The sequence below is a fragment of the Streptococcus sp. FSL L8-0526 genome, assembly GCF_038007145.1.
Classification (GTDB): domain Bacteria; phylum Bacillota; class Bacilli; order Lactobacillales; family Streptococcaceae; genus Streptococcus; species Streptococcus thermophilus.
Window position 1 is genome coordinate 334,627 of sequence record NZ_JBBOWP010000002.1, and the last position, 21,914, is coordinate 356,540.

Annotated in this window: 19 protein-coding genes, 3 tRNA genes, 1 other RNA gene and 3 pseudogenes; 22 read left to right on the top strand and 4 right to left on the bottom strand. The window is 38.7% G+C overall.

Annotated elements, in window-relative coordinates; all coding sequences use genetic code 11:
- Positions 1-43: 43 nt before the first annotated feature.
- The 11 genes and pseudogenes from parC to NSQ85_RS08995 all read left to right on the top strand — a co-directional run bounded on the left by parC (position 44) and on the right by NSQ85_RS08995 (position 10,117).
- On the top strand, positions 44-2,500 hold the full coding sequence (gene parC, locus NSQ85_RS08945; protein ID WP_179974347.1) for a DNA topoisomerase IV subunit A: 2,457 nt from the start codon (positions 44-46) through the stop codon (positions 2,498-2,500).
- Between the two features lie 157 nt (positions 2,501-2,657).
- The gene (locus tag NSQ85_RS08950) at positions 2,658-3,686 is read left to right on the top strand and encodes a branched-chain amino acid aminotransferase (protein WP_332068342.1); all 1,029 of its coding nucleotides are present in this window, start codon (positions 2,658-2,660) and stop codon (positions 3,684-3,686) included.
- A 118-nt stretch (positions 3,687-3,804) separates the two neighbouring features.
- Positions 3,805-4,035 (top strand): DUF2969 domain-containing protein, encoded by a 231-nt coding sequence (locus tag NSQ85_RS08955; RefSeq protein WP_179972775.1) that lies wholly within the window; start codon positions 3,805-3,807, stop codon positions 4,033-4,035.
- Between the two features lie 60 nt (positions 4,036-4,095).
- Positions 4,096-4,176 (top strand) — tRNA-Tyr (locus tag NSQ85_RS08960).
- A 68-nt stretch (positions 4,177-4,244) separates the two neighbouring features.
- Positions 4,245-4,316 (top strand) — tRNA-Gln (locus NSQ85_RS08965).
- 120 nt (positions 4,317-4,436) lie between these two features.
- Entirely contained in the window at positions 4,437-5,639 is a 1,203-nt protein-coding gene (gene rpsA, locus NSQ85_RS08970; RefSeq protein ID WP_179974349.1) for a 30S ribosomal protein S1, read from the top strand.
- 67 nt (positions 5,640-5,706) lie between these two features.
- Positions 5,707-5,778 (top strand) — tRNA-Arg (locus NSQ85_RS08975).
- Between the two features lie 294 nt (positions 5,779-6,072).
- Positions 6,073-6,422: a transfer-messenger RNA gene (ssrA, locus tag NSQ85_RS08980) on the top strand.
- A gap of 43 nt (positions 6,423-6,465) precedes the next feature.
- On the top strand, positions 6,466-7,086 hold the full coding sequence (locus NSQ85_RS08985) for a DUF3862 domain-containing protein (protein ID WP_179974350.1): 621 nt from the start codon (positions 6,466-6,468) through the stop codon (positions 7,084-7,086).
- A 733-nt stretch (positions 7,087-7,819) separates the two neighbouring features.
- The gene (locus NSQ85_RS08990; protein ID WP_179974351.1) at positions 7,820-9,055 is read left to right on the top strand and encodes an aminoacyltransferase; all 1,236 of its coding nucleotides are present in this window, start codon (positions 7,820-7,822) and stop codon (positions 9,053-9,055) included.
- Between the two features lie 98 nt (positions 9,056-9,153).
- Positions 9,154-10,117 (top strand): annotated as a pseudogene (locus NSQ85_RS08995) (Gfo/Idh/MocA family protein).
- Positions 10,118-10,157: 40 nt separating this feature from the next.
- On the opposite strand, the gene NSQ85_RS09000 reads toward NSQ85_RS08995, so the two are convergent.
- From NSQ85_RS09000 to NSQ85_RS09010, 3 genes are all read right to left on the bottom strand, one after another.
- Positions 10,158-10,460, bottom strand: coding sequence for a DUF1827 family protein (locus NSQ85_RS09000; RefSeq protein ID WP_014608115.1), 303 nt, complete (start codon positions 10,458-10,460; stop codon positions 10,158-10,160).
- 9 nt (positions 10,461-10,469) lie between these two features.
- The gene (locus NSQ85_RS09005; protein WP_002947302.1) at positions 10,470-10,928 is read right to left on the bottom strand and encodes an NUDIX hydrolase; all 459 of its coding nucleotides are present in this window, start codon (positions 10,926-10,928) and stop codon (positions 10,470-10,472) included.
- 142 nt (positions 10,929-11,070) lie between these two features.
- On the bottom strand, positions 11,071-13,329 hold the full coding sequence (locus NSQ85_RS09010; RefSeq protein ID WP_014621345.1) for an ATP-dependent Clp protease ATP-binding subunit: 2,259 nt from the start codon (positions 13,327-13,329) through the stop codon (positions 11,071-11,073).
- 240 nt (positions 13,330-13,569) lie between these two features.
- On the opposite strand from NSQ85_RS09010, the gene argF reads away from it, so the two are divergent.
- The 8 genes from argF to NSQ85_RS09050 all read left to right on the top strand — a co-directional run bounded on the left by argF (position 13,570) and on the right by NSQ85_RS09050 (position 20,160).
- On the top strand, positions 13,570-14,550 hold the full coding sequence (argF, locus tag NSQ85_RS09015) for an ornithine carbamoyltransferase (RefSeq protein WP_179974352.1): 981 nt from the start codon (positions 13,570-13,572) through the stop codon (positions 14,548-14,550).
- 68 nt (positions 14,551-14,618) lie between these two features.
- Positions 14,619-14,849 carry a DUF1797 family protein gene (locus NSQ85_RS09020; protein ID WP_011225686.1) on the top strand — a complete coding sequence of 77 codons (231 nt, stop codon included), beginning with the start codon at positions 14,619-14,621 and terminating at the stop codon, positions 14,847-14,849.
- Positions 14,850-15,121: 272 nt separating this feature from the next.
- On the top strand, positions 15,122-15,802 hold the full coding sequence (locus NSQ85_RS09025; protein ID WP_014608117.1) for an amino acid ABC transporter permease: 681 nt from the start codon (positions 15,122-15,124) through the stop codon (positions 15,800-15,802).
- Positions 15,802-16,536, top strand: coding sequence for an amino acid ABC transporter ATP-binding protein (locus NSQ85_RS09030; protein WP_011225688.1), 735 nt, complete (start codon positions 15,802-15,804; stop codon positions 16,534-16,536). Before NSQ85_RS09025 ends, NSQ85_RS09030 begins: the two co-directional genes overlap by 1 nt.
- A 173-nt stretch (positions 16,537-16,709) precedes the next feature.
- Positions 16,710-17,186: a ferrous iron transport protein A gene (locus NSQ85_RS09035; protein WP_179974353.1), complete on the top strand. Its 477-nt coding sequence runs from the start codon at positions 16,710-16,712 to the stop codon at positions 17,184-17,186.
- The gene (gene feoB, locus NSQ85_RS09040; RefSeq protein WP_179974354.1) at positions 17,183-19,321 is read left to right on the top strand and encodes a ferrous iron transport protein B; all 2,139 of its coding nucleotides are present in this window, start codon (positions 17,183-17,185) and stop codon (positions 19,319-19,321) included. Before NSQ85_RS09035 ends, feoB begins: the two co-directional genes overlap by 4 nt.
- Before the next feature lie 11 nt (positions 19,322-19,332).
- Entirely contained in the window at positions 19,333-19,473 is a 141-nt protein-coding gene (locus NSQ85_RS09045) for a FeoB-associated Cys-rich membrane protein (RefSeq protein ID WP_002950212.1), read from the top strand.
- A gap of 111 nt (positions 19,474-19,584) precedes the next feature.
- Positions 19,585-20,160 (top strand): dTDP-4-dehydrorhamnose 3,5-epimerase family protein, encoded by a 576-nt coding sequence (locus NSQ85_RS09050; protein WP_011680922.1) that lies wholly within the window; start codon positions 19,585-19,587, stop codon positions 20,158-20,160.
- Positions 20,161-20,317: 157 nt separating this feature from the next.
- On the opposite strand, the pseudogene NSQ85_RS09055 reads toward NSQ85_RS09050, so the two are convergent.
- Positions 20,318-20,444, bottom strand: a pseudogene (locus NSQ85_RS09055) (ISL3 family transposase); the annotation flags it as partial.
- A gap of 195 nt (positions 20,445-20,639) precedes the next feature.
- Between NSQ85_RS09055 and NSQ85_RS09060 the strand changes: the two are divergent.
- The 3 genes and pseudogenes from NSQ85_RS09060 to NSQ85_RS09070 all read left to right on the top strand — a co-directional run.
- A pseudogene (locus NSQ85_RS09060) lies at positions 20,640-20,933 on the top strand (helix-turn-helix domain-containing protein); the annotation flags it as partial.
- A 189-nt stretch (positions 20,934-21,122) separates the two neighbouring features.
- Complete coding sequence (locus NSQ85_RS09065; protein ID WP_071417397.1) at positions 21,123-21,335, top strand: alpha/beta fold hydrolase; 213 nt, start codon at positions 21,123-21,125, stop codon at positions 21,333-21,335.
- A 247-nt stretch (positions 21,336-21,582) separates the two neighbouring features.
- Positions 21,583-21,774, top strand: coding sequence for an alpha/beta fold hydrolase (locus tag NSQ85_RS09070; protein ID WP_141326392.1), 192 nt, complete (start codon positions 21,583-21,585; stop codon positions 21,772-21,774).
- The last annotated feature ends 140 nt before the right edge of the window (positions 21,775-21,914 follow it).

Here is a 21,914-nt window from a genome sequence, read left to right on the forward strand (position 1 = left end):
TCTACAGAGATTTTCGGCAAGCCGAATCGTCCCTATGTATCTTATGTCTAACATTCAAAACATGTCCCTTGAGGACATCATGGGAGAGCGTTTTGGACGCTACTCCAAATACATCATTCAGGAGCGTGCGCTTCCTGACATTCGTGACGGTCTGAAACCCGTTCAACGTCGTATTCTTTATTCCATGAATAAGGATGGCAATACCTATGACAAAGGCTATCGTAAATCGGCTAAGTCTGTTGGTAACATCATGGGTAATTTCCACCCACATGGTGATAGCTCTATTTACGATGCCATGGTGCGTATGTCCCAGGACTGGAAGAATCGTGAAATCCTAGTTGAGATGCACGGTAACAATGGTTCTATGGACGGTGATCCACCAGCGGCTATGCGTTATACCGAGGCACGCTTGTCAGAGATTGCTGGGTACCTTCTTCAAGATATCGATAAAAACACTGTTCCTTGGGCTTGGAACTTTGATGATACAGAGAAGGAACCAACCGTTTTACCTGCAGCCTTTCCAAACCTTTTGGTCAATGGTGCGACAGGGATTTCTGCTGGTTATGCTACAGACATTCCACCACATAATCTGGCAGAAGTCATCGATGCCGTTGTTTATATGATTGACCACCCAACTGCTAAACTGGATAAGTTGATGGAATTCTTGCCTGGACCAGATTTCCCAACAGGTGCTATTATTCAGGGGAAAGATGAGATTCGTAAGGCTTACGAATCTGGTAAGGGCCGAGTAGTCGTGCGTTCGCGTACTGAAATTGAACAACTCAAAGGTGGCAAGGAACAGATTATTGTTACTGAGATTCCTTACGATGTTAATAAGGCAGTTCTTGTTAAAAAAATCGATGATATTCGAGTCAATAATAAGGTTCCAGGCATTGCAGAAGTTCGTGATGAGTCTGACCGTTCAGGCTTGCGTATTGCTATCGAACTTAAGAAGGATGCTGATAGCCAAACCATTCTTAACTACCTTTTGAAATATACGGATCTGCAGGTCAACTACAATTTCAATATGGTGGCTATTGATCATTTCACCCCACGTCAAGTAGGCTTACAAAAGATTTTGTCTAGCTACATTGCTCACCGTCGCGATATTATCGTTGCTCGTTCAAAATTTGATAAGGAAAAGGCTGAAAAACGCCTTCATATTGTTGAAGGGTTGATTCGTGTTATCTCAATTTTGGATGAGGTTATTTCCCTCATCAGAGCTTCTGAAAATAAGGCTGATGCCAAGGAAAATCTTAAAGTCAGCTATGATTTTTCAGAAGAACAAGCCGAAGCTATCGTGACCTTGCAACTTTATCGTTTAACAAATACGGATATCGTCACTCTCCAAAATGAGGAAGCCAATTTACGTGAACAGATTGCGACCTTGGCTGCCATCATTGGTGATGAGCGTACCATGTTTAATGTCATGAAACGTGAACTTCGTGATATTAAGAAGAAATTTGGAAATGAGCGTCGTTCAGAGTTACAAGCAGAAACCAAGACTATTGAAATTGATACCGCAAGTCTGATTGTTGAAGAAGAAACCTATGTCAGCATCACTCGTGGTGGTTATGTCAAACGTACTAGCCCACGATCTTTCAATGCTTCGATGATTGAAGAAGTTGGAAAACGTGATGATGATGATTTGATTCTGGTTCAGCAGGCTAAGACGACACAGCATCTATTGATTTTTACCAATCAGGCCAATGTAATTTATCGTCCAATACATGAGTTACCAGATATTCGTTGGAAGGATATAGGAGAGCATTTGTCACAAACTATAACTAATTTTTCGAAAGATGAAGAAGTGCTTTATGCAGAAATCCTGGATGAGTTTGAAACTGGTACTTACCTGGCAACCACTAAGCTTGGTCAAATTAAACGTTTCGAACGTAAGGAATTTACGCCATGGCGTACCTACAAGTCTAAGTCAGTTAAATATGGTAAACTCAAGGATGAAAGTGATGTGATCGTCACAGTAACTCCAATTCAATTGGATGATATCATGATTATCACTCAAAAAGGATATGCCCTTCGTTTCAATGCGGATGAAGTTCCAGTGGTTGGTGCTAAGGCAGCAGGTGTTAAGGCAATCAATCTTAAGGATGACGACAAGGTTCAGGCCGTTTTTATGGCAAATACGCAAAGTTTCTACTTACTCACACAACGAGCTAGTCTCAAACGTGTGGCGACGTCCGATATTCCACTGGCTAAGCGAGCTGGTCGAGGTCTCCAGGTTCTTCGTGAGCTTAAGACTAAGCCTCACCGTGTCTTCACAGCTGGCCCAGTCTTTACAGAAAATGCTGGAACTGATATAGATCTTCTAGCAATACCAGTAGAAGAGACTCCTCAGACCTTATTTGTAATAGCTACGACAGGTGAAACTGCAGAGGTTGATTTATCACTTCTTAATCTCTCAGAGCGTACTAGCAACGGAAGTTTCATTGAAGGACTAGCAGATAAGGAAGTCTTCTCAGCCAAAATTCTTAAAAAATAGAGTTAAGAAAGCTTTGTTCCCTTACTAGAGGGCAGAGTTTTTTCTTTGGCTGACAAAATAACTCTTATAAAAGAATTGTCAGAATTTTGCAACATAACCTTGAAATTTTCAATGAAAAGGACTATACTAGAAATCACTTAGTAACAGAAAAGAGGACATACACATGACAGTTGATTTAGACTGGGAAAATTTAGGATTTAATTACCGTAAACTTCCATTCCGTTATATTTCATATTACAAAGATGGTAAATGGGATGAGGGGCAATTGACTGAGGATGCAACCTTGCACATTTCAGAATCGTCTCCATCCCTTCACTATGGTCAAGAAGCTTTTGAAGGTCTCAAAGCTTACCGCACTAAAGATGGCTCTATTCAATTGTTCCGTCCAGATGAAAATGCCAAACGTCTACAACATACTGCTGATCGTCTTTTGATGCCACAAGTTCCAGTGGAAAAATTTGTAGAGGCTTGTAAAAAAGTAGTCCGTGCTAATGAAGAATACGTCCCACCATATGGTACTGGCGCAACACTTTATCTTCGTCCACTCTTGATTGGGGTTGGAGACATTATTGGTGTTCACCCGGCAGATGAGTATATCTTTACAATTTTTGCTATGCCAGTAGGGAGCTACTTCAAAGGCGGATTGGCTCCAACGAATTTCCTTATCCAGGACGAATATGACCGTGCTGCACCACATGGTACAGGTGCTGCTAAGGTTGGTGGTAACTACGCGGCAAGTATGTTGCCAGGGAAAATTGCCCATGATTCTAATTTCTCTGATGTTATCTACCTTGACCCAGCAACCCACACTAAGATTGAAGAAGTCGGTTCTGCAAACTTCTTTGGGATTACAGCAGATAATGAGTTCATTACTCCGCTTAGCCCATCTATCTTGCCATCAATTACGAAATTCTCATTGCTTTACCTGGCTGAAAATCGTTTTGGTATGAAAACTATTCAAGGTGATGTTAAGATTGCCGAGTTGGATAAATTTGTCGAAGCCGGTGCCTGTGGTACAGCTGCTGTTATCACACCAATTGGTGGTGTACAACACGGTGATGACTTCCATGTCTTCTATTCAGAAACAGAAGTCGGACCTGTAACACGTAAACTTTATGATGAGTTGACAGGTATCCAATTTGGTGACGTTGAGGCCCCAGAAGGATGGATTGTCAAAGTTGACTAATTCCAAGTAAATAAATGATTATTTTAAAGCTTGCCCTTGCAAGCTTTTCTCTTTTTCGGTAAAATTAAGGACATACACTAAGAAAGGATAGCTCGATTTAGGTATCGGGTATAGATCTATGAGTAAAAAAGACAAAAAAATTGAAATCCAAATCAAAGATGCCAAAGTCATTGTAAACAAAGCAACCATTGAAGGTTTTAAGCTTCTTGTTGGAAAGAAAGTCATCGGACAAATTGTAGAAATTGATGGAAAGTTTGCCGTTGTTGATAAAGAAAATGTAGCAGGTTTCCACAAGAAAATGGATGATGCAATAGCTGCCATTATCGAAGTCTACAATCTTAATCATTAAAATCCAAAGTAAGGGCTTGCTTTGAACAAGAAACTGTGTTATACTATTTTTTGTTCTTAAGGAGAGATAGCGAAGAGGCTAAACGCGGCGGACTGTAAATCCGCTCCTTCGGGTTCGGGGGTTCGAATCCCTCTCTCTCCATGTCTAAGAAACTGAATCGGAATATTCGATATCGAGTGCTTAGATGTTTTTTTATAGCATTTTGCTATTGGGGTATAGCCAAGCGGTAAGGCAAGGGACTTTGACTCCCTCATGCGTTGGTTCGAATCCAGCTACCCCAGTCAATGGTATCGGGTGCATTGGCACCGTCTATGTTAATAATTGTCTTTGCGGGTACCTTGAAAAATATATTGTTATCAAGGGTCAGAATTGGCTGGCTCTTGTTGGAGGATTTTTTTAGAATGAACGAATTTGAAGAATTGCTAAATAGTGTTAGCGAAGTTAGCACAGGTGACGTTGTAACAGCTGAAGTTATCTCAGTAGATAATGATCAAGCAAATGTTGTTATCGAAGGAACAGGTATCGAAGGTGTTTTGACACGTCGTGAATTGACAAACGACCGTGACGCAAACGTTGCCGACCTTGTTAAAGTTGGTGGAACACTTGAGGTGCTTGTTCTTCGTCAAGTTGTTGGTAAAGATACTGATACTGTAACTTACCTTGTATCTAAAAAACGCTTGGAGGCTCGCAAAGCTTGGGATAAACTTGTTGGTCGTGAAGAAGAAGTTGTTACTGTTAAAGGAACACGTGCTGTTAAAGGTGGACTTTCAGTTGAATTTGAAGGACTCCGCGGATTTATTCCAGCCTCAATGATTGATACTCGTTTTGTTCGTAACACTGAGCAATTCGTAAGTCAAGAATTTGACGCTAAAATTAAAGAAGTTGACCCATCTGAAAACCGTTTCATCCTTTCACGTCGTGAAGTTGTTGAAGCAGAAGCTAAGGAAGCTCGTAAAGAAGTCTTCTCTAAACTTGAAGTTGGTTCAGTAGTAACTGGTAAAGTTGCTCGTTTGACAAGCTTCGGTGCTTTCATTGATCTTGGTGGTGTAGACGGACTTGTTCACGTGACTGAATTGTCTCACGAACGTAACGTTTCACCTAAATCAGTTGTATCTGTTGGTGATGAAGTTGAAGTTAAAGTTCTTGCTATCGACGAAGAAGCAGGACGTGTATCACTCTCACTTAAAGCAACAACCCCTGGACCATGGGATGGCGTTGAACAAAAGCTTGCTGCTGGTGATGTAATCGAAGGTAAAGTTAAGCGTTTGACTGACTTTGGTGCTTTCGTTGAAGTATTACCAGGAATCGATGGACTTGTTCACATCTCACAAATTTCACACAAACGTGTTGAAAATCCGAAAGATGTTCTTTCAGTAGGTCAAGACGTTACTGTTAAAGTTCTTGAAGTAAACGCTGATGCAGAACGTGTATCACTTTCTATCAAAGCTCTTGAAGAACGTCCAGCTAACGCTGAAGGCGAAAACAACGAAAAGCGTCAATCACGTCCACGTCGTCCAAAACGTCAAGAAAAACGTGACTACGAACTTCCAGAAACTCAATCTGGATTCTCAATGGCGGATCTTTTCGGAGATATCGAATTATAATATAAAAAAAGACATGTTTCCATGTCTTTTTTTATATTATATAGTATGCTATAATAGTATACTGTTAGCACCCTTAGTGTAATGGATATCACGTAAGATTCCGGTTCTTGAGATAGGGGTTCGATTCCCTTAGGGTGCAAAGTGGAAACGTTGAGAGCGTAGTGCTTTCAGCGTTTTTTAGTTGTTAAATTTATCAAGAGTGCTCTTTAAATTCAGGGAATGTTAGAAAAGGTAACTGATATATAGTATCTTTAGAGTTTAGGGAAAAAATCAATGAATAGTAATTTGTAATAATAACCGAATTATCTATTTCTGTAAATTGGGTAGAAAGCTAGATGTTAATAAATCGTACATAGTCTATACTTTTGTGTATATCTTGGAAATTTTTTGCTATTTATTAAAAATTTTGCTATAATAATCAGTATCTCATATTGGGGCCGTTACGGATTCGACAGGCATTATGAGGCATATTCTGCGACTCGTGTGGCGACGTTAACGCTCAGTTAAATATAACTGCAAAAAATACTAATTCTTACGCTGTAGCAGCCTAAACACCTGCTCGCGTGACTTCTAGCAGATTGCTTATGTTTGTTTAGAGGTTTTATTGATTTATAAGCTACGTTCGATCATTGCCTAGCTGGTCGAAAAGAGATTTATAGGCTCGCATATAGAAGGCTTGAGTTATGTGTCGCCTATCTGTTAAATGAAAGACATAACCTATGGTCGTAGACGAATATGTTGGCAGATGCTTGGACGTGGGTTCGACTCCCACCGGCTCCATAAAAACTTGAGGCGTCAGCCTTTTATTTGTGTATAGGAACTTATTATGAAAAAATTTTTCTCTTTGACCGTTTTAGGTGTCTCACTTGTTTCCTTAGCTGCTTGCGGAAATTCTTCATCTAAGTCTGAGACGAAAGGTTCTTTGGATAATGAAGCATCAAAGATTTTAACTGTTAAGCATGGAAATGTTCGTCAGAACTTTGATAAGATTACCATGGCAAATGCTTCTCAGGAGTTTTCTGGGGGATCAAATCTTGATAGTTTGAAGGGGTGGTTTGGTGAGCCAACATCAACTAGTCATGAGCAAGCAGGAGACGCCACGCTTGATGTCTATAATTGGCAGTATGATAATGTTGTTGTTACAGCAAAACTTTTTAACAATAGTACCGTTGTTAAGTCAATTTCAACTTTTTCTTACGTTCGGGATTCTAAAATCACTTTGAAAATGTATGAAGATCTTAAAAATGGAACTAGCTATGATAATGCGATCAAAACACTTGGGGTACCAGATGTTTATTCTATCGCTGTTTCTTCTGATGCGACAATGACACAAGCACTTTGGTCATCTAACCTTGTAACTAAGAAAGGGAAAACAGGTAGCCTTACTCTTAACTTTAAAAATGGTACCTTGGGAAACAAGTCTCAAGAAAATTTGATTAACAAGTAATCACAGTAAAAGATGCCTTTCTAAATCAATGAAGGTATTTTTTTTGTTATAATAAAAGGAGTGATTAAATTTGTGAAAATGTAATGACTAAAAAGGGTATTTTTTATAGGGATAGCAGGTTTCATTCTGGTAATCTTATGGCCTCTTTTAAATAACTTTATCCCCAAAATCAAGAAATAGAGAAATGCTAACCATGATTAAACCTTTTTAAAAGAGGTTTTTAAGCAGGCAAATTTTTTAAATACACTTGTTCTTATTAGTCTCATGATTCTGTCATTAGCTATTTTTGGAGTTTCAAGTTCTATTTTTTGTATTTTTGTTGGGCTACGTTATGCCCCTTTGCTTTCAATTTCCTTGAATATTATAGGTAATACTTTTGATAATTTGGCTAGATTTTAAATTTTAAGAAGACTTGATAAGTCTAAACGTATGGAGAAACTCCTAAACTATGATGAGCCTTTTAAACATCGCTTTATTGGTATTTTCCTAGCATTCTCTATTCCTTTTATCCCATCAGCTTTGGTCAATTATGCTTATGTTCAGATGAAATTACCCACAAGGACAAGGATTTTAGCGCCACTAATTAGAACGACCCCACTCTCCGTTATTTATGCTGTCAGTAGGAATTTGTTACTTAATTGTCGTCCAATCCGACTACCGTTTGAGGCAATACTTGTCCTCTTGCTGTTTATCTCACTAGTAATTTACTGTATCCATTTTAGGAAGGAAAAAAATGAGCTTTATTCAAGTAACTAAAGAAGAATTTAATACACATGCTCAACAGGTTTCTGAGCGTTCTTTTATGCAAACTGAAGAAATGGCTAAGCTTCTTGAGAAACGTGGATTTAGCATTAGCTATGTTGCCTGGAAAGAAGGTAACCAAATAGAAGTTTCAGCGATTGTCTATAGTATGCCTATGACTGGTGGGCTTCGTATGGAGGTGAATTGTGGACCAATTCACTCAAGTGTGGCTCATCTAAGTGACTTTTACCAATGTTTGAAGGACTATGCTAAGGCAAATGGTGCTCTTGAACTGTTAATCAAACCTTATGATACTTATCAAACCTTTGATAGTAATGGTGAACCAATAAGTAGTGAGCAGAAGCAATTGATTAGTCAATTGACTGACTTAGGTTATAGTTTTGATGGTTTGCAGACAGGGTATCCTGGTGGTGAGCCCGATTGGCACTATGTTAAAGAATTGTCTGGGATTGAAGAAAAAGATCTCATCAAGTCATTCAGTAAAAAAGGGAAACCTCTTGTAAAAAAAGCCAAAACATTCGGTATTAAACTGAAGAAATTGAAACGCGATGAGTTATCTATTTTTAAGGAAATCACTTCAGCGACCTCTGATCGTCGTGAGTATAGTGACAAATCTTTAGATTATTACCAAGATTTTTATGATGCTTTTGGTGATAATGCTGATTTTATGGTAGCTACCCTGAATTTTCAAGATTACTTTGATCATTTAGAGAGTGATCAGGCAAAGTTGAGAGCTAGAATTGTCAAATTGCAAGCTGATTTAGATGCCAATCCAAAATCTGAGAAAAAACAAAACCAGTTGAGGGAGCTATCAAGTCAGTTTGAGACTTTTGATGTTCGCAAGGGCGAAGCAACTGCCTTTATTGACAAGTATGGTCAGGAAGACATTGTTCTAGCCGGAAGTCTTTTCGTTTACACACCTCAAGAGGCAGTCTATCTTTTCAGTGGCTCTTACCCTGAATTTAATAAGTTTTATGCACCTGCACTCTTGCAGGAGTATGTGATGACACAGGCTATTAAACGTGGTATTGGTTTCTATAATTTCCTTGGTATCATGGGCATCTTTGATGGTTCTGATGGGGTTTTGCGATTTAAACAAAACTTTAATGGTTATATCGTTCGTAAGATGGGAACTTTCCGTTATTATCCACAACCGCTAAAATATAAAGCCATTCAAGGAGTTAAGAAACTGCTTGGACGTAACTAAGTCTCGGAGGGCTTCTATGGGAGTCCTCTTTCATTATAGTTGTGTTTATGGAATTACTCCATGTATAAAAGCGTTTAGAGAAAGAAGGAGGTAGTTTAATGAAACTGGCACTATTAGGTACAGGAATGATTGTTACAGAGGTCCTTCCTGTGTTAAACGACTATTGAGAACATTGAGCTGAAGGCTATAATGTCGACACCACGATCCTTGATAAGGCTGAAACTTTAGCCAAACAATATGGTCTAACTCAGGCGACAAGTGATTATGAAGCCATCTTGTCCAATCCAGATGTTGACACCATTTATGTTGGAACACCTAATCATACTCACTATGATTATGCCAAGCAAGCACTTCTGGCTGGCAAGCATGTCATCTGTGAGAAACCTTTTACCCTGCATTTGGAAGAGTTCGAAGAACTGATTAAGCTTGCTCAAGAAAAAGAGCTTCTCTTGATAGAAGCAATAATAAATCAATATTTGGAAAATTTTAAAGTTATCAAGGACTCCTTATCTGAAATTGGTGATATCAAAATTGTCAACATCAATTATTCCCAATATTCGTCACGTTACGATGCCTTTAAGCAAGGAGAGATTGCTCCTGCCTTCAATCCTGAAATGGGTGGTGGAGCCGCTTAGAGATCTTAATATCTATAATATTCACCTTCTTGTTGGTCTTTTTGGAAATCCTAATCGTGTGGAATATCTACCGAATGTAGAGCGAGGAGTAGATACTTCAGGAATTTTAGTTTTGGACTATTGTAACTTTAAGGCTGCTGCCATTGGAGCAAAGGACTGTAGTGCTGAAATTCGCTCAACTATTCAAGGTGATAAGGGAGCTATTACCATTTTTGGTGTAACCAACACCCTTCCTGAAATTGGTCTTACTCTTAATGGTCAAGAAGAGATTGTGACTAATCTTAATAACCCAAACCATCGTATGTATGATAAATTTGTAGCTTTTGAAAAAATGATTGCGACAATGGATTTTGAAAGTGTTGTCAAGCAGTTGAAGCATAGCCGCCAGGTTATGGAAGTCTTGGACCAAGCTTCTAAAGTCTTATAAAAAAGAAGCTGTGGCGGTTGGCGACGGCTTCTTTTTGAATTTATACAGTTGTTGGGAATGAGATCTCAATTAATTTATCTGTGTGTACTGTTCTTAGTTTGTCCATCAAAACGATGTCTTTGTCAATTTTTCGTTTGAGGAAGAATTCACGGATAACTTCTAATTCGTTGTCCTTAACAGCACGGTGTTTATTTGAGATTAGAAGTTCGTAATGTTTCGGTGCTTGTGTAAAGACAACATCTGTATTTCCAGCAGAGTATGTCTCTACAAGAAAGGCATCTGTATTATTGAGTTGATTGTTTACTAGTTCTTGATGGGTCCAGGTTGTATTAATGAGTTTCATAGTTTCCTCCTAGGATTTGGCAATTAGTGTATTGCTTTCTTTCCATTGTTCGATTCCCCATTTATGGCTACCACGTTTTAGCTTGGCAATTGCTTCATCAATTGGAAACCATGCCAGGTTGTTGAAATCTTCAAGGGGCTTTCCAATCTCTGAAAAATCTACAACTTCATAAATGTAGGCTGGATTGTAGTAGTATGTGTCACGATGGCTTGAATAAAAGTATTCGTCAGCTTGTCCATAGTACTGACCTAAAGTGGCTGTGTACCCAATTTCTTCAATTAACTCGCGTTTTAAGGCACTAAAGTGATTCTCACCTGCTTCGATTTCTCCGCCTGGGAGAAACCAAGCTTCATTAGGAGCCTGCACTAAAATGATCTTTGTCTTGTCTTGGTTAGGAATTACAGCATAAACACCGTAACGTGTTTGATAATGAGCTTCCTCAACCTTGTCACCAAATGTTGGATTCATGAGTTGCTCCTTAGGTTTATTTTCCTACATTATACTAAAAAACTCCTCATTTTCCTATTGATTTAGGCAGAATTAGGGATAATTTTACAAAGAGAAAATGTAAAAGTATAAAAAACCAAGTCATTCGACTTGGTTTCTTTCCTTAGTTGACTTCTTTTAATGCTTCAGTTTTCTGAGAAGTTTTTTCAGTTTTTTTAGCAGATTTAATGGTGATGTGTCCCTTTGAAGTCATTACAGCCTTGAAATCTTTTTCATTTGGATTTTTAAGGTAGAAGTCTGTAATGGCATCTTCGATGTGGTCTTGGATTGTACGACGCAATGGTCGAGCACCCATCTTAGGATCATAACCAAGGTCAACCAGTTTTTCCTTAACTTTATCAGTCACACTGAGGTGGATACCGTTGTTTGCCAAGCGTTGGTTGACGCCATCAAGCATAAGGTCCACGATAGTAAGGAGATTTTCCTTGCTTAGGGCAGAGAACTCGATAATACCGTCAAAACGGTTCATGAATTCAGGACTGAAGAAATCTCCAAGGTGGTTGATAACAGAATTGGTACGATTCTCACGAGCAGCTCCAAAACCTACACTTGCTTCCACTTTACCAGTACCAGCATTTGAAGTCATGATGATGATGGTATCTTTGAAACTTACAGTTCTCCCTTGACCATCAGTCAGACGACCATCGTCAAGTACCTGAAGGAACATGTGAAGCACATCTGGGTGAGCTTTTTCAACCTCATCAAGGAGAATGAGTGAATAAGGGTTACGGCGGACCTTTTCGGTTAATTGCCCAGCTTCGTCGTAACCAACATAGCCTGGAGGAGCACCGACCAATTTAGCAACAGCGTGTTTTTCCATGTATTCTGACATGTCAAAACGAATCATACTATCAGATGAACCAAAGAGCTCGATGGCTAACTGTTTAGAGAGCTCAGTTTTACCGACTCCTGTAGGGCCTACAAATAGGAAGCTACCAATTGGGCGGTTTGGTGCACCAAGTCCAACACGATTACGGCGGATAGCTTTGGCAATCTTATCAACTGCGGCATCTTGGCCAATAACATGCGCCTTAAGGTCATCGGCGAGGTTGAGAAGTTGAGATTGTTCTTTTTCTTTTAAATCACCGATAGGAATATTGGTTTTTTGCTCGACAATGGCTTCGATATGTTTTTCAGTAATGATAGGCATATCTTGGTCTTTGATGGTTTGCTGTTGCATTTCCTTGTATTTAGCAATTTGGTCACGGAAATAAGCAGCTTTTTCAAAGTCTTCGTCACGAGTAGCCTGAGCTTTAAGATTCTCAGCTTCAATCAAACGTTTATCGAGGTCCTTAGGATCGATAAAGTTGAGGGTTAAATTCATCTTAGAGCCAGATTCATCGAGAAGGTCGATGGCCTTGTCTGGCAAGAAACGGTCCTGAATGTAGCGGTTGGATAATTCTGCAGCTGCAGTAATGGCTTCATCAGTGTATTTGACATGGTGGTAGTCTTGATATTTAGGCTGGATACCACGCAAAATTGTGATTGTTTCCTCAACTGTTGGCTCATCTACCTTAACAGGTTGCATACGACGTTCGAGTGCCGCATCTTTCTCAATGATACGGTATTCGTTGAGTGTTGTTGCTCCAACAAGTTGAAGCTCTCCACGGGCAAGTGCAGGTTTTAAGATGTTTCCAGCATCCATATTGCCGTCCCCAGTATTACCAGCTCCTACAATTTCATGGATTTCATCAATAAAGAGGATAACATCCTGACGTTGGCGGATTTCCTCCATGAGCTTTTGCATGCGTTCTTCGAACTGGCCGCGGATACCAGTCCCTTGAACTAGGCTTACAACATCAAGACGGATAACTTGCTTGCTTTGGAGTTTTTGTGGCACATCTCCATCAACGATTTTTTGGGCAAGTCCTTCGACTACTGCGGTCTTACCAACACCAGGTTCACCGATAAGAACAGGATTGTTCTTGGTACGGCGGTTCAGAATTTCGATGACGCGAATGATTTCTTCGTCACGACCAATGACAGGATCAATGTCTCCACGACGAGCAATATCTGTGATATTAATTCCAAATTCTTCGAGAAGGCCTTGAGGTTGTTGAGGGGATTGTTGACGTGGTCCTCCAGGACGGCCTGGACCACCGTTTCCACGGTTACCTCCCTCTTGTGTTGGAGGTGTATTAGGAAGGTCTCCGTTAGAAGAACGGAAGTTGTTTAGGTCACTGAAGAAATCGTCGAAGAAGTTGGAACCTCCTGCTTGATTGAATTGGTTAAGGGGGTTCTCTGGATCAGATTTTATGATTTTATAACAATGTTGACAGAGGTCAACTTGTTGCTGATTACCATTTACGTTGGTATACAAATGGATACTAGCTTCATTAAGGTTACAGTTTTGGCAGAGCATATCAGTACCTCTTTCTATCTGAGTTGGGAAAGACCTTTATTTGAAAATATATTGGTCAAAAAAGGTCAAATCTATGATTCTATTATAGCATGCAGTAGTTATATTGCAAGTAAAAAGCATCTATTTTTGGTACTTGAGAAACACGATTGCTAAAAATGAATTTTAATACAAAATTACTTGTTAAACATACATAAATATAATATAATATTTTATATTATTCAAAATGAAAGAGAGATACCTATGACACAAACTAAATCCTTCTTGAAAGAAATCGACTTTACTAAACAGGAACTAGAGGAGTTGATTGATTTATCTATAAAATTTAAACAGTTAAAGAAAAATAGAATTCCGCATAAATATTTAGATAGTTTAAATATTGCATTGATTTTTGAAAAAACATCGACAAGAACCCGTTCAGCCTTCACTGTGGCTGGTCAGGATCTAGGAATGAATGTAACCTATCTTGGTGCTGGAGACATTCAGCTGGGTAAGAAGGAATCGGTTGTTGATACGGCCAAGGTCCTTGGTTCTATGTTTGATGGAATCGAATACCGTGGTTTTAAACAAGAGGATGTTGAGGACTTGGCTAAGTACTCTGGTGTTCCGGTTTGGAACGGTTTGACAGATACTTGGCATCCAACTCAGATGATTGCGGATTTCATGACCTTGAAGGAGCACTTTGGTAGTCTAGAGGACTTGACCATTGCTTATATTGGAGATGGTCGTAACAATATTGCTAATTCTCTCTTGGTGACATCGGCTATCTTGGGCGTTAATGTTAAGATTATTTCGCCAGAAATACTTCAGCCAGAGGCTGATATTGTAGAGCTAGCTCAGAAACATAATAATGGGGCTGACTTAACCATTTCAGATGATATCTCAGAGGTTAAAGGAGTGGATATACTCTATACTGATGTCTGGGTTTCTATGGGCGAAGAGGTAGATTTTAAATCAAGGATAGATTTACTATTGCCTTATCAAATTAACGTAGGCTTACTTGCTAAGGTCGAAAATCCAGATGTCATCGTTATGCATTGTCTCCCAGCATTTCATGATCTTAATACTCAAATCGGACAAGAAATTTATGAAAAATATTGTCTGGCTGAGTTAGAAATTACAGATGAAGTATTTCATAAATACAGTGAAATCATCTTCCAAGAAGCTGAGAATCGTATGCATTCAATCAAGGCTATTATGTACAATTCCTTGAAAAATATTTAAAATTCCCCCATTTTTCCCGTAAGTGTGATAAAATAAGTAGGAAATACACAATTTATAGGAGAGATAACATGGAATCACATTTGGTGAGAATCATTAACCGTCTGGAAATGATGGCGGCTGATGGTGGTAATTCGAAACGTAATTTTGAACGTGAAGGAGTAGTTGTTGCTGAAGTATCATTTAGTAACGATCCTGAAAATGGTCCAGTGTACATATTGCGTGACGTTGAAGCTCGCGAGTCATACTCATTTGATAGCATCGACTTGATTGCAATGGAAATCTACGATTTGCTTTACTAATAATTAATTTGGATCCTCAGATAGGGGTCCAAAAATTCAAAATGCCTGGGACTCAATAGTTTCAGGTGTTTTTTTAGGGCGAGAGTTTCGGTTTATGCTTGTTTTAATTGCAAAAAAAAAAATGGAGTCACTTCAAAAGTTTTCGTAGAGTTTTTGATTGCTATGTCAATCATTATTTTTTTATACCGAAATATCGCATTTATAAGAAAAATACTTTATTATTATACAGTCTTCTGATATAATATTGAAGAATATTAGTAAGGAGTATCTTGATGAATTTTTCATTTCTACCACAGTTTTGGTCTTACTTTAACTATGGTGTCTTAGTAACAATTATGATTTCAGTCTGCGTGGTCTTCTTTGGAACCATCCTTGGTGTCTTGGTATCCTTGGCCAAACGTTCTGGAATCAAACCATTGGAGTGGTTAGTAAGCCTTTATGTTTGGGTTTTCCGTGGAACACCTATGGTTGTACAGATTATGATTGCTTTTAACCTTATCCATATGAATCTTCCAACTGTTCAGTTTGGGATTTTGAATCTTGATTTATCACGTATCGTTCCAGGTATTATCGTCCTTTCTTTGAACAGTGGTGCTTATATTTCTGAGAGTGTGCGTGCAGGTATTGAGTCTATTCCTAAAGGTCAGATTGAAGCAGCTTACTCACTTGGTATCCGACCATGGAATACCATGCGTTATGTGGTCTTGCCTCAAGCTATTAAAAATATCTTGCCTGCCTTGGGTAACGAGTTTGTTACTATTATCAAGGATAGTTCACTCTTGCAAACTATCGGGGTTATGGAGTTGTGGAATGGTGCACAAACTGTTGCAACGACAACCTACTTGACTTTGACACCACTCTTGTTCGCAGCCTTCTATTATTTGATTGTGACAACGGCTATGACTGCACTTTTGAAACAAATGGAAAAACGACTTGGGAAGGGACGTAAATAATGGCAGAAACAATTATTGAGATTAAAAATCTCCACAAGTATTTTGGTAAAAACAAAGTTCTCAAAGGGATTGATTTAGATATTAAAAAAGGTGAAGTAGTGGTTATCATTGGTCCTTCAGGATCTGGTAAATCAACTTTCCTACGCTCAATGAACTTACTTGAAACGCCTACAAAAGGGGTGATTTCCTTTGAAGGTGTAGATATTACAGACAAGAGCAACGATATTTTCAAAATGCGTGAAAAGATGGGAATGGTTTTCCAACAGTTCAACCTCTTCCCGAATATGACGGTTAAAGAAAACATCACTTTGTCACCGATTAAAACTAAGGGTGTTTCTAAAGCTGATGCTGAAGCTAAGGCTATGGAGCTTTTAGAAAAGGTTGGGTTGAAAGATAAGGCAGATACCTACCCAACGAGTCTATCAGGTGGTCAGCAACAACGTATTGCGATTGCTCGTGGTTTGGCTATGGATCCAGACGTTCTCTTGTTTGACGAACCCACATCAGCCCTTGACCCAGAAATGGTTGGTGAAGTTCTTGCAGTTATGAAAGACCTCGCTAAATCAGGGATGACAATGGCAATTGTTACCCACGAAATGGGCTTTGCCTATGAGGTAGCTGACCGTGTCATCTTTATGGATGGCGGTGTTATTGTCGAAGAAGGCACGCCACGAGAAATTTTCGACAATACCAAGGAAGAGCGTACTAAGGATTTCTTGAGTAAGGTTTTGTAAGATATCTATTAAGCATATAAACATTGTCTGTGAAGACTGGAAGCTTTCCAGTCTTTTTCTGTTTGTATTTTTTCTTTTCTAGAATAATTCTTGTTTAGGATAATATTACGGAAAAGATGGATAAATATGCTATAATGATGTCATATCAAAACTAATTAAGTAGGTAAAGAAAGATGTTCATATATGATGCGGCCTTAAAAACACCTTACCGAATTCTTGGCATTAACCTCCCTAAGGATAGTCTTTTGCATTTATCTAACCTAGGGCTGGCTGCCGGTGAAACTATTGAGGTGGTAACTAAGACCAAGAACAGTGCTATTATTATTGTTAAAGGTAGTCGCTTAGCCTTTGATGCTTCGATTCTGGATAAAATTGATTTGGCTCCTGCAGAGGAGGACCAGAAAAAAATCCCTCTTTCTGAACTACCAGTTGGACGTTCTGCCATAGTTACGGATATCTTCTCAGCAAATGAAACCAAACGACGTCTTATGGATATGGGAATTACAAAGCGTACACGTGTTTTGTTGCGTAAAGTAGCTCCTTTTGGAGACCCTCTAGAGATTAGTTTGAGAGGATATGAATTAACCTTACGCAAGTCAGAAGCGCAAATGATTAGTGTAGTCATGTTGGACGAGGGAGAGGAAAAATGACAGAAATTGCATTAATAGGTAATCCTAATAGTGGTAAAACCAGTTTATTCAACCTAATAACAGGACATAATCAGCGTGTTGGGAACTGGCCAGGGGTTACTGTTGAGCGAAAGAGTGGTTTGGTCAAAAAGAATAAGGATTTAGAAATCCAAGATTTGCCAGGAATTTACTCAATGTCACCCTACAGTCCTGAAGAAAAGGTGGCTCGTGATTATTTGTTAAGCCAAAGGGCTGACAGCATTTTAAATGTGGTTGATGCGACAAATTTGGAGCGTAACCTTTATCTGACAACGCAGTTGATTGAGACAGGTATTCCAGTCACTATTGCCCTCAATATGATTGATGTTTTGGATGGTCAGGGAAAAAAGATTAATGTAGATAAATTGTCTTACCATCTAGGTGTGCCAGTAGTGGCCACCAGTGCCCTCAAACAAACTGGTGTGGATCAGGTAGTGAAAAAGGCAGCTCATACAACGACTTCTACGGTTGGTGACCTTGCCTTTCCAATATACAACAATAGGTTGGAAGCTGCCATTTCGCAAATTTTAGAAGTCTTGGGGAATTCGGTGCCACAAAGGTCTGCGCGTTTTTATGCCATTAAACTCTTTGAACAGGATTCTTTAGTTGAGGCTGAGCTAGACTTGTCCCAATTCCAACGAAAAGAAATCGAAGATATCATTCGTATCACTGAAGAAATTTTCACAGAAGATGCGGAGTCAATTGTCATTAACGAGCGCTATGCTTTTATCGAGCGTGTTTGTCAGATGGCTGAGAGTCATACAGAAGATTTCGCTTTAACCTTGTCGGATAAGATTGATAGGATTGTTACCAATCGTATTTTGGCTTTGCCAATTTTTGCAGTAGTCATGTATTTGGTCTACTTCTTATCTATCCAGACCGTTGGAACCATGTGGACAGACTGGGCTAATGATGTCCTCTTTGGTAAGTATGTTCCTGATTTGGTATCTTCTGGTCTTGATTATCTCCAAGTTCAGGATTGGCTTAAGTCTCTGATTGTTGATGGTATTGTAGCTGGGATTGGGACGGTACTTGGTTTCCTTCCTCAAATCTTCGTGCTATTTATCTGTTTAGGTGTGCTTGAAGATATTGGTTATATGAGTCGTATAGCCTTTGTTATGGATCGTATTTTCCGTCGTTTTGGACTATCTGGAAAATCCTTTATTCCCATGCTGATTTCAACAGGATGCGGTGTTCCAGCAGTTATGTCTAGCCGGACTATTGAAAATGAAAGGGATCGTCGGATTACCATTATGACAGCAACCTTCATGCCTTGTTCGGCCAAGTTGGAAATTATTGCTTTAATTGCAGGGGCCTTCTTCCCTGGTAATTCTTTTGTGGCACCAAGTACCTATTTTATTGGGATAGCTACCATCATCTTATCAGGTATCGCTCTCAAAAAGACTAGTTTTTTAGGTGGTTTGACAAGTCCTTTTATCATGGAATTACCTGCTTACCACTGGCCAAAAGTCCTATCAGTCTTACGTTATGCTTTTGGTAAGGCCATGAGTTTTGTTAAACGTGCGGGAACAATTATTTTCAGTTTGACTGTCCTGATTTGGTTCATGTCCAACTACAACTTTATGTTACAGAACGTTGATACGGAAGTGAGTATCTTAGCAACTTTGGGTAAAGGCTTGTCCTGGATTTTTGAGCCTCTTGGCTTTGGGAATTGGCAGGCAACAGTTGCTGCTCTCGCAGGTTTAGCAGCCAAGGAGACAGTTGTTGCCACCTTCGGGATTCTCTATCATAACAGTAGTGAAGCTGGTTTGGCTACGGCTCTGCAAGCAGATTATTCAGCTCTAGCTGCTTATTCTTTCTTGATTTTTAACCTACTTTGTGCACCATGTTTTGCAGCTATCGGGGCTATTAAGCGTGAAATGGCTAATCTGAGATGGACGGTTGGAGCTATTGGTTTTCAAACAGGTTTGGCTTATTGTGTCAGCTTGATTTTATATCAATTTGGTCAAGTTCTCCTTTATGGTAATCCAATATCGCTTTGGACACTTGTAGCAGTCTTATTTTTAGTGACTATGATTTACTTCGTTGTTCGTAAACCGCGTCAAATTAAGGATAAGATTATTACCTTGGAAAATCTTCAAGAAGCTAATAGTTAGGAGAAGTTGTTATGTCTACATTTATCATTGCTTTTATTATTTTCGCTTTGACTGGTTTAGGTATTCGTTACTATATTAAAGGAAAAGGATCTTGTGGAGATTGTGAGTGCTCTTGCCCGGTCAAAGAAGAAATGCATAAAGCTAATCACTAATGGAATATAAGAAAATGATCTCTAATTTGGATAAGGGGTCATTTTTTCTTACAATGCAACTTGTGTAAATTTGAATATTATAATACAATTAAATGTTAATAAGGAGGCTTTATGATTTTAAAAAGTAATAATATGTCAACTTCGACTTCTGAGATTGATGGACTCTATATTATCCAACCAAAGACAGTGACAGACGAGAGAGGAACCGTACGCGAACTGTTTCGTTTTAGTGCTTATTCTGATATTTTACCCTCTACAACTTGGTCTCAGATTAATCTAACTCAAACGAAAAAAGGTGCTGTAAGAGGGTTACATGCTGAGTCAATGTCTAAATTAGTAACTGTAGCCAAAGGATCAGCTTTCGGTGTCTATGTTGATATCAGAAATGACAGTACCAGTTTTGGTAAAATTGTAACAGTGGATTTATATCCTGGAGTTCAAGTTTTTGTTCCTAACGGCGTTTGTAACGGTTTCCAAGCTTTAGAAAACAATACAGAATACCTTTACTTTTTTGATAGCGAATGGATTCCTGGTATGTCAGGGCAAGCACTTTCTCCTTTAGCATCTGACCTTAAAATTGAGTGGCCAATACCAATTAATCCAAATAACCTTGAACAAATTTCTGAGAAGGACTTAAAGGCTCCAACCTTACAGGATATTATTGATCAAAATAATCAATCTACCTAAAATTATTTACTGTATTTTGTTTTATTTGATTTACTATACTATATTTCATTTCCTTTTGATTGATAATGGTCTTGCGTCCCAAATCTGACATAATATCGTTCACTACAAACACATTATATCTCTTTGTCAACTGTAGTGGGTGATGAAAAGCTAACATCTAGAGAGGACCGGATAGGTCCTCTTTTTATGTATGTTCAGAGTGATGAAGACACGTTTCTTAAAGTTAATGAAGTTTCTAGTGCGTTTTTGATGTATTGCTTGTGTCTAAGGAAAGTCCTAAAGACCGAAAGTATAAGTCTTTAGAGTATCTAGAGACTTATGTGTACACCTAAGCATTTTAACCACCGATAATGATATCCAATACCAGCCAGAAAATTGGGCAAATTTTTGAAATCTTCTTCATAAACTTCCTTTCCGTTTTTATTTATTGTACAATAAATAAAAACTAAGTCATCTTTTTGTTAGGAAAATGGAAAATCATGAAATCAAAACTTGGTACCACACTTAGAAAAGTTCGCAAAGGAAAGCAAGTCAGTCTCTGTTCTGTTGCAGATGAGCACCTTTCTAAGTCTCAAATATCGCGATTTGAACGCGGAGAATCAGAGATATCGTGTATTCGACTCATCAATATTTTAGACAAGTTACACATTACTTTAGATGAGTTACTTATTTTACATGATAAGGACTATATCAATACCGAATCGTTTGCTAACCTCGTTCAGTACATTCGTAAACAATACTCGTCTCAAAGTATCGATAATATATCTCGTCTGTGAGGAATGTATAAAGGTTGCCTAAGAGAAAGTATGATATGATGACATTGAAAGAATCTAGCGTGACTTAATAAAGGCGAAATGAAAGAAATGGGTTTAAACAGAGAGATTGTCCTAATTCATGAGACCTGATGTGCTGGTAATATCTAGAGAGAATTTGCGACAGGTCTCCGTCAGATGGAGTATACGGTGCATACACCTAGCTTTCGTTACTATGACTTACCATATCAAGACTGTCTGAATAAAGTTGGTACCGTAACTTTGCAGGATTATCGAGATGATTTGGTGGCTTTGATTGAAAGTTTAAATCAGCCACTGCTTCTTTTGGGACACTCTTTAGGTTTTCTAGTGGCACAAATGGCTGCTAAAAAGATAGAGATTGATGGTATGATTTTCATGTGACCAGCTCTGATAGATAATATTTTTGCCTTTTATCCAACCATGCTAGCTTGTTTCGGCAAACACTTTTTACGTTGGTTTTTTTGGAAAAAAGCCATTCCGCCTTATAAAAAAGAATTTTTTCAAGTATTGTATGAATGAGCAAGAGGAGTCTTTGAAAGAAGAAGTCTTTGCGACACTAGTGTCTGAGTCGGGTAAAGTTTACACTCAGATGGCCCTTCATTGATTTGAAAAGAGAAAGGCGGCTTACGTGGATTTTAGTAACACTTCATGTCTTGTTCTTGTGATTGCGGGGACTAAGAATAAAATGACTCATCCTAATATTGCTAGAAGAACAGCTAAGAACTACCGTGACTCAGTTCTTGTTTCACTAACGGGTGCAGATCACATGTATGAAAGTGGTAAATTCCAGCAAAAGACCTTAAGAGTTATTGAGGGGTAGAGTCAGCAAAATGGTTTTGTAAATTAATTATGAAGAATAATCAGACGAAATTTGGACAAGTTCCCAGCTTTTTGTGTTTCATCTTAAATGTCTTTTTGAAAATTTTGAAAATTAAGTCACAAAGAGGCCTTCCTATGGTA

Bases quoted from the DNA above. Each gene is read 5' to 3' on its own strand.
- NSQ85_RS09025 (WP_014608117.1), top strand. From the start codon at position 15,122: ATGAATTTTTCATTTCTACCACAGTTTTGGTCTTACTTTAACTATGGT.
- NSQ85_RS09030 (WP_011225688.1), top strand. From the start codon at position 15,802: ATGGCAGAAACAATTATTGAGATTAAAAATCTCCACAAGTATTTTGGT.
- NSQ85_RS09000 (WP_014608115.1), bottom strand. From the start codon at position 10,460: ATGAAACTCATTAATACAACCTGGACCCATCAAGAACTAGTAAACAAT.
- rpsA (WP_179974349.1), top strand. From the start codon at position 4,437: ATGAACGAATTTGAAGAATTGCTAAATAGTGTTAGCGAAGTTAGCACA.
- NSQ85_RS09020 (WP_011225686.1), top strand. From the start codon at position 14,619: ATGGAATCACATTTGGTGAGAATCATTAACCGTCTGGAAATGATGGCG.
- NSQ85_RS09010 (WP_014621345.1), bottom strand. From the start codon at position 13,329: ATGCTCTGCCAAAACTGTAACCTTAATGAAGCTAGTATCCATTTGTAT.
- NSQ85_RS08985 (WP_179974350.1), top strand. From the start codon at position 6,466: ATGAAAAAATTTTTCTCTTTGACCGTTTTAGGTGTCTCACTTGTTTCC.
- feoB (WP_179974354.1), top strand. From the start codon at position 17,183: ATGACAGAAATTGCATTAATAGGTAATCCTAATAGTGGTAAAACCAGT.
- NSQ85_RS08990 (WP_179974351.1), top strand. From the start codon at position 7,820: ATGAGCTTTATTCAAGTAACTAAAGAAGAATTTAATACACATGCTCAA.
- NSQ85_RS08955 (WP_179972775.1), top strand. From the start codon at position 3,805: ATGAGTAAAAAAGACAAAAAAATTGAAATCCAAATCAAAGATGCCAAA.
- NSQ85_RS09045 (WP_002950212.1), top strand. From the start codon at position 19,333: ATGTCTACATTTATCATTGCTTTTATTATTTTCGCTTTGACTGGTTTA.
- parC (WP_179974347.1), top strand. From the start codon at position 44: ATGTCTAACATTCAAAACATGTCCCTTGAGGACATCATGGGAGAGCGT.
- argF (WP_179974352.1), top strand. From the start codon at position 13,570: ATGACACAAACTAAATCCTTCTTGAAAGAAATCGACTTTACTAAACAG.
- NSQ85_RS09035 (WP_179974353.1), top strand. From the start codon at position 16,710: ATGTTCATATATGATGCGGCCTTAAAAACACCTTACCGAATTCTTGGC.
- NSQ85_RS09050 (WP_011680922.1), top strand. From the start codon at position 19,585: ATGATTTTAAAAAGTAATAATATGTCAACTTCGACTTCTGAGATTGAT.
- NSQ85_RS09005 (WP_002947302.1), bottom strand. From the start codon at position 10,928: ATGAATCCAACATTTGGTGACAAGGTTGAGGAAGCTCATTATCAAACA.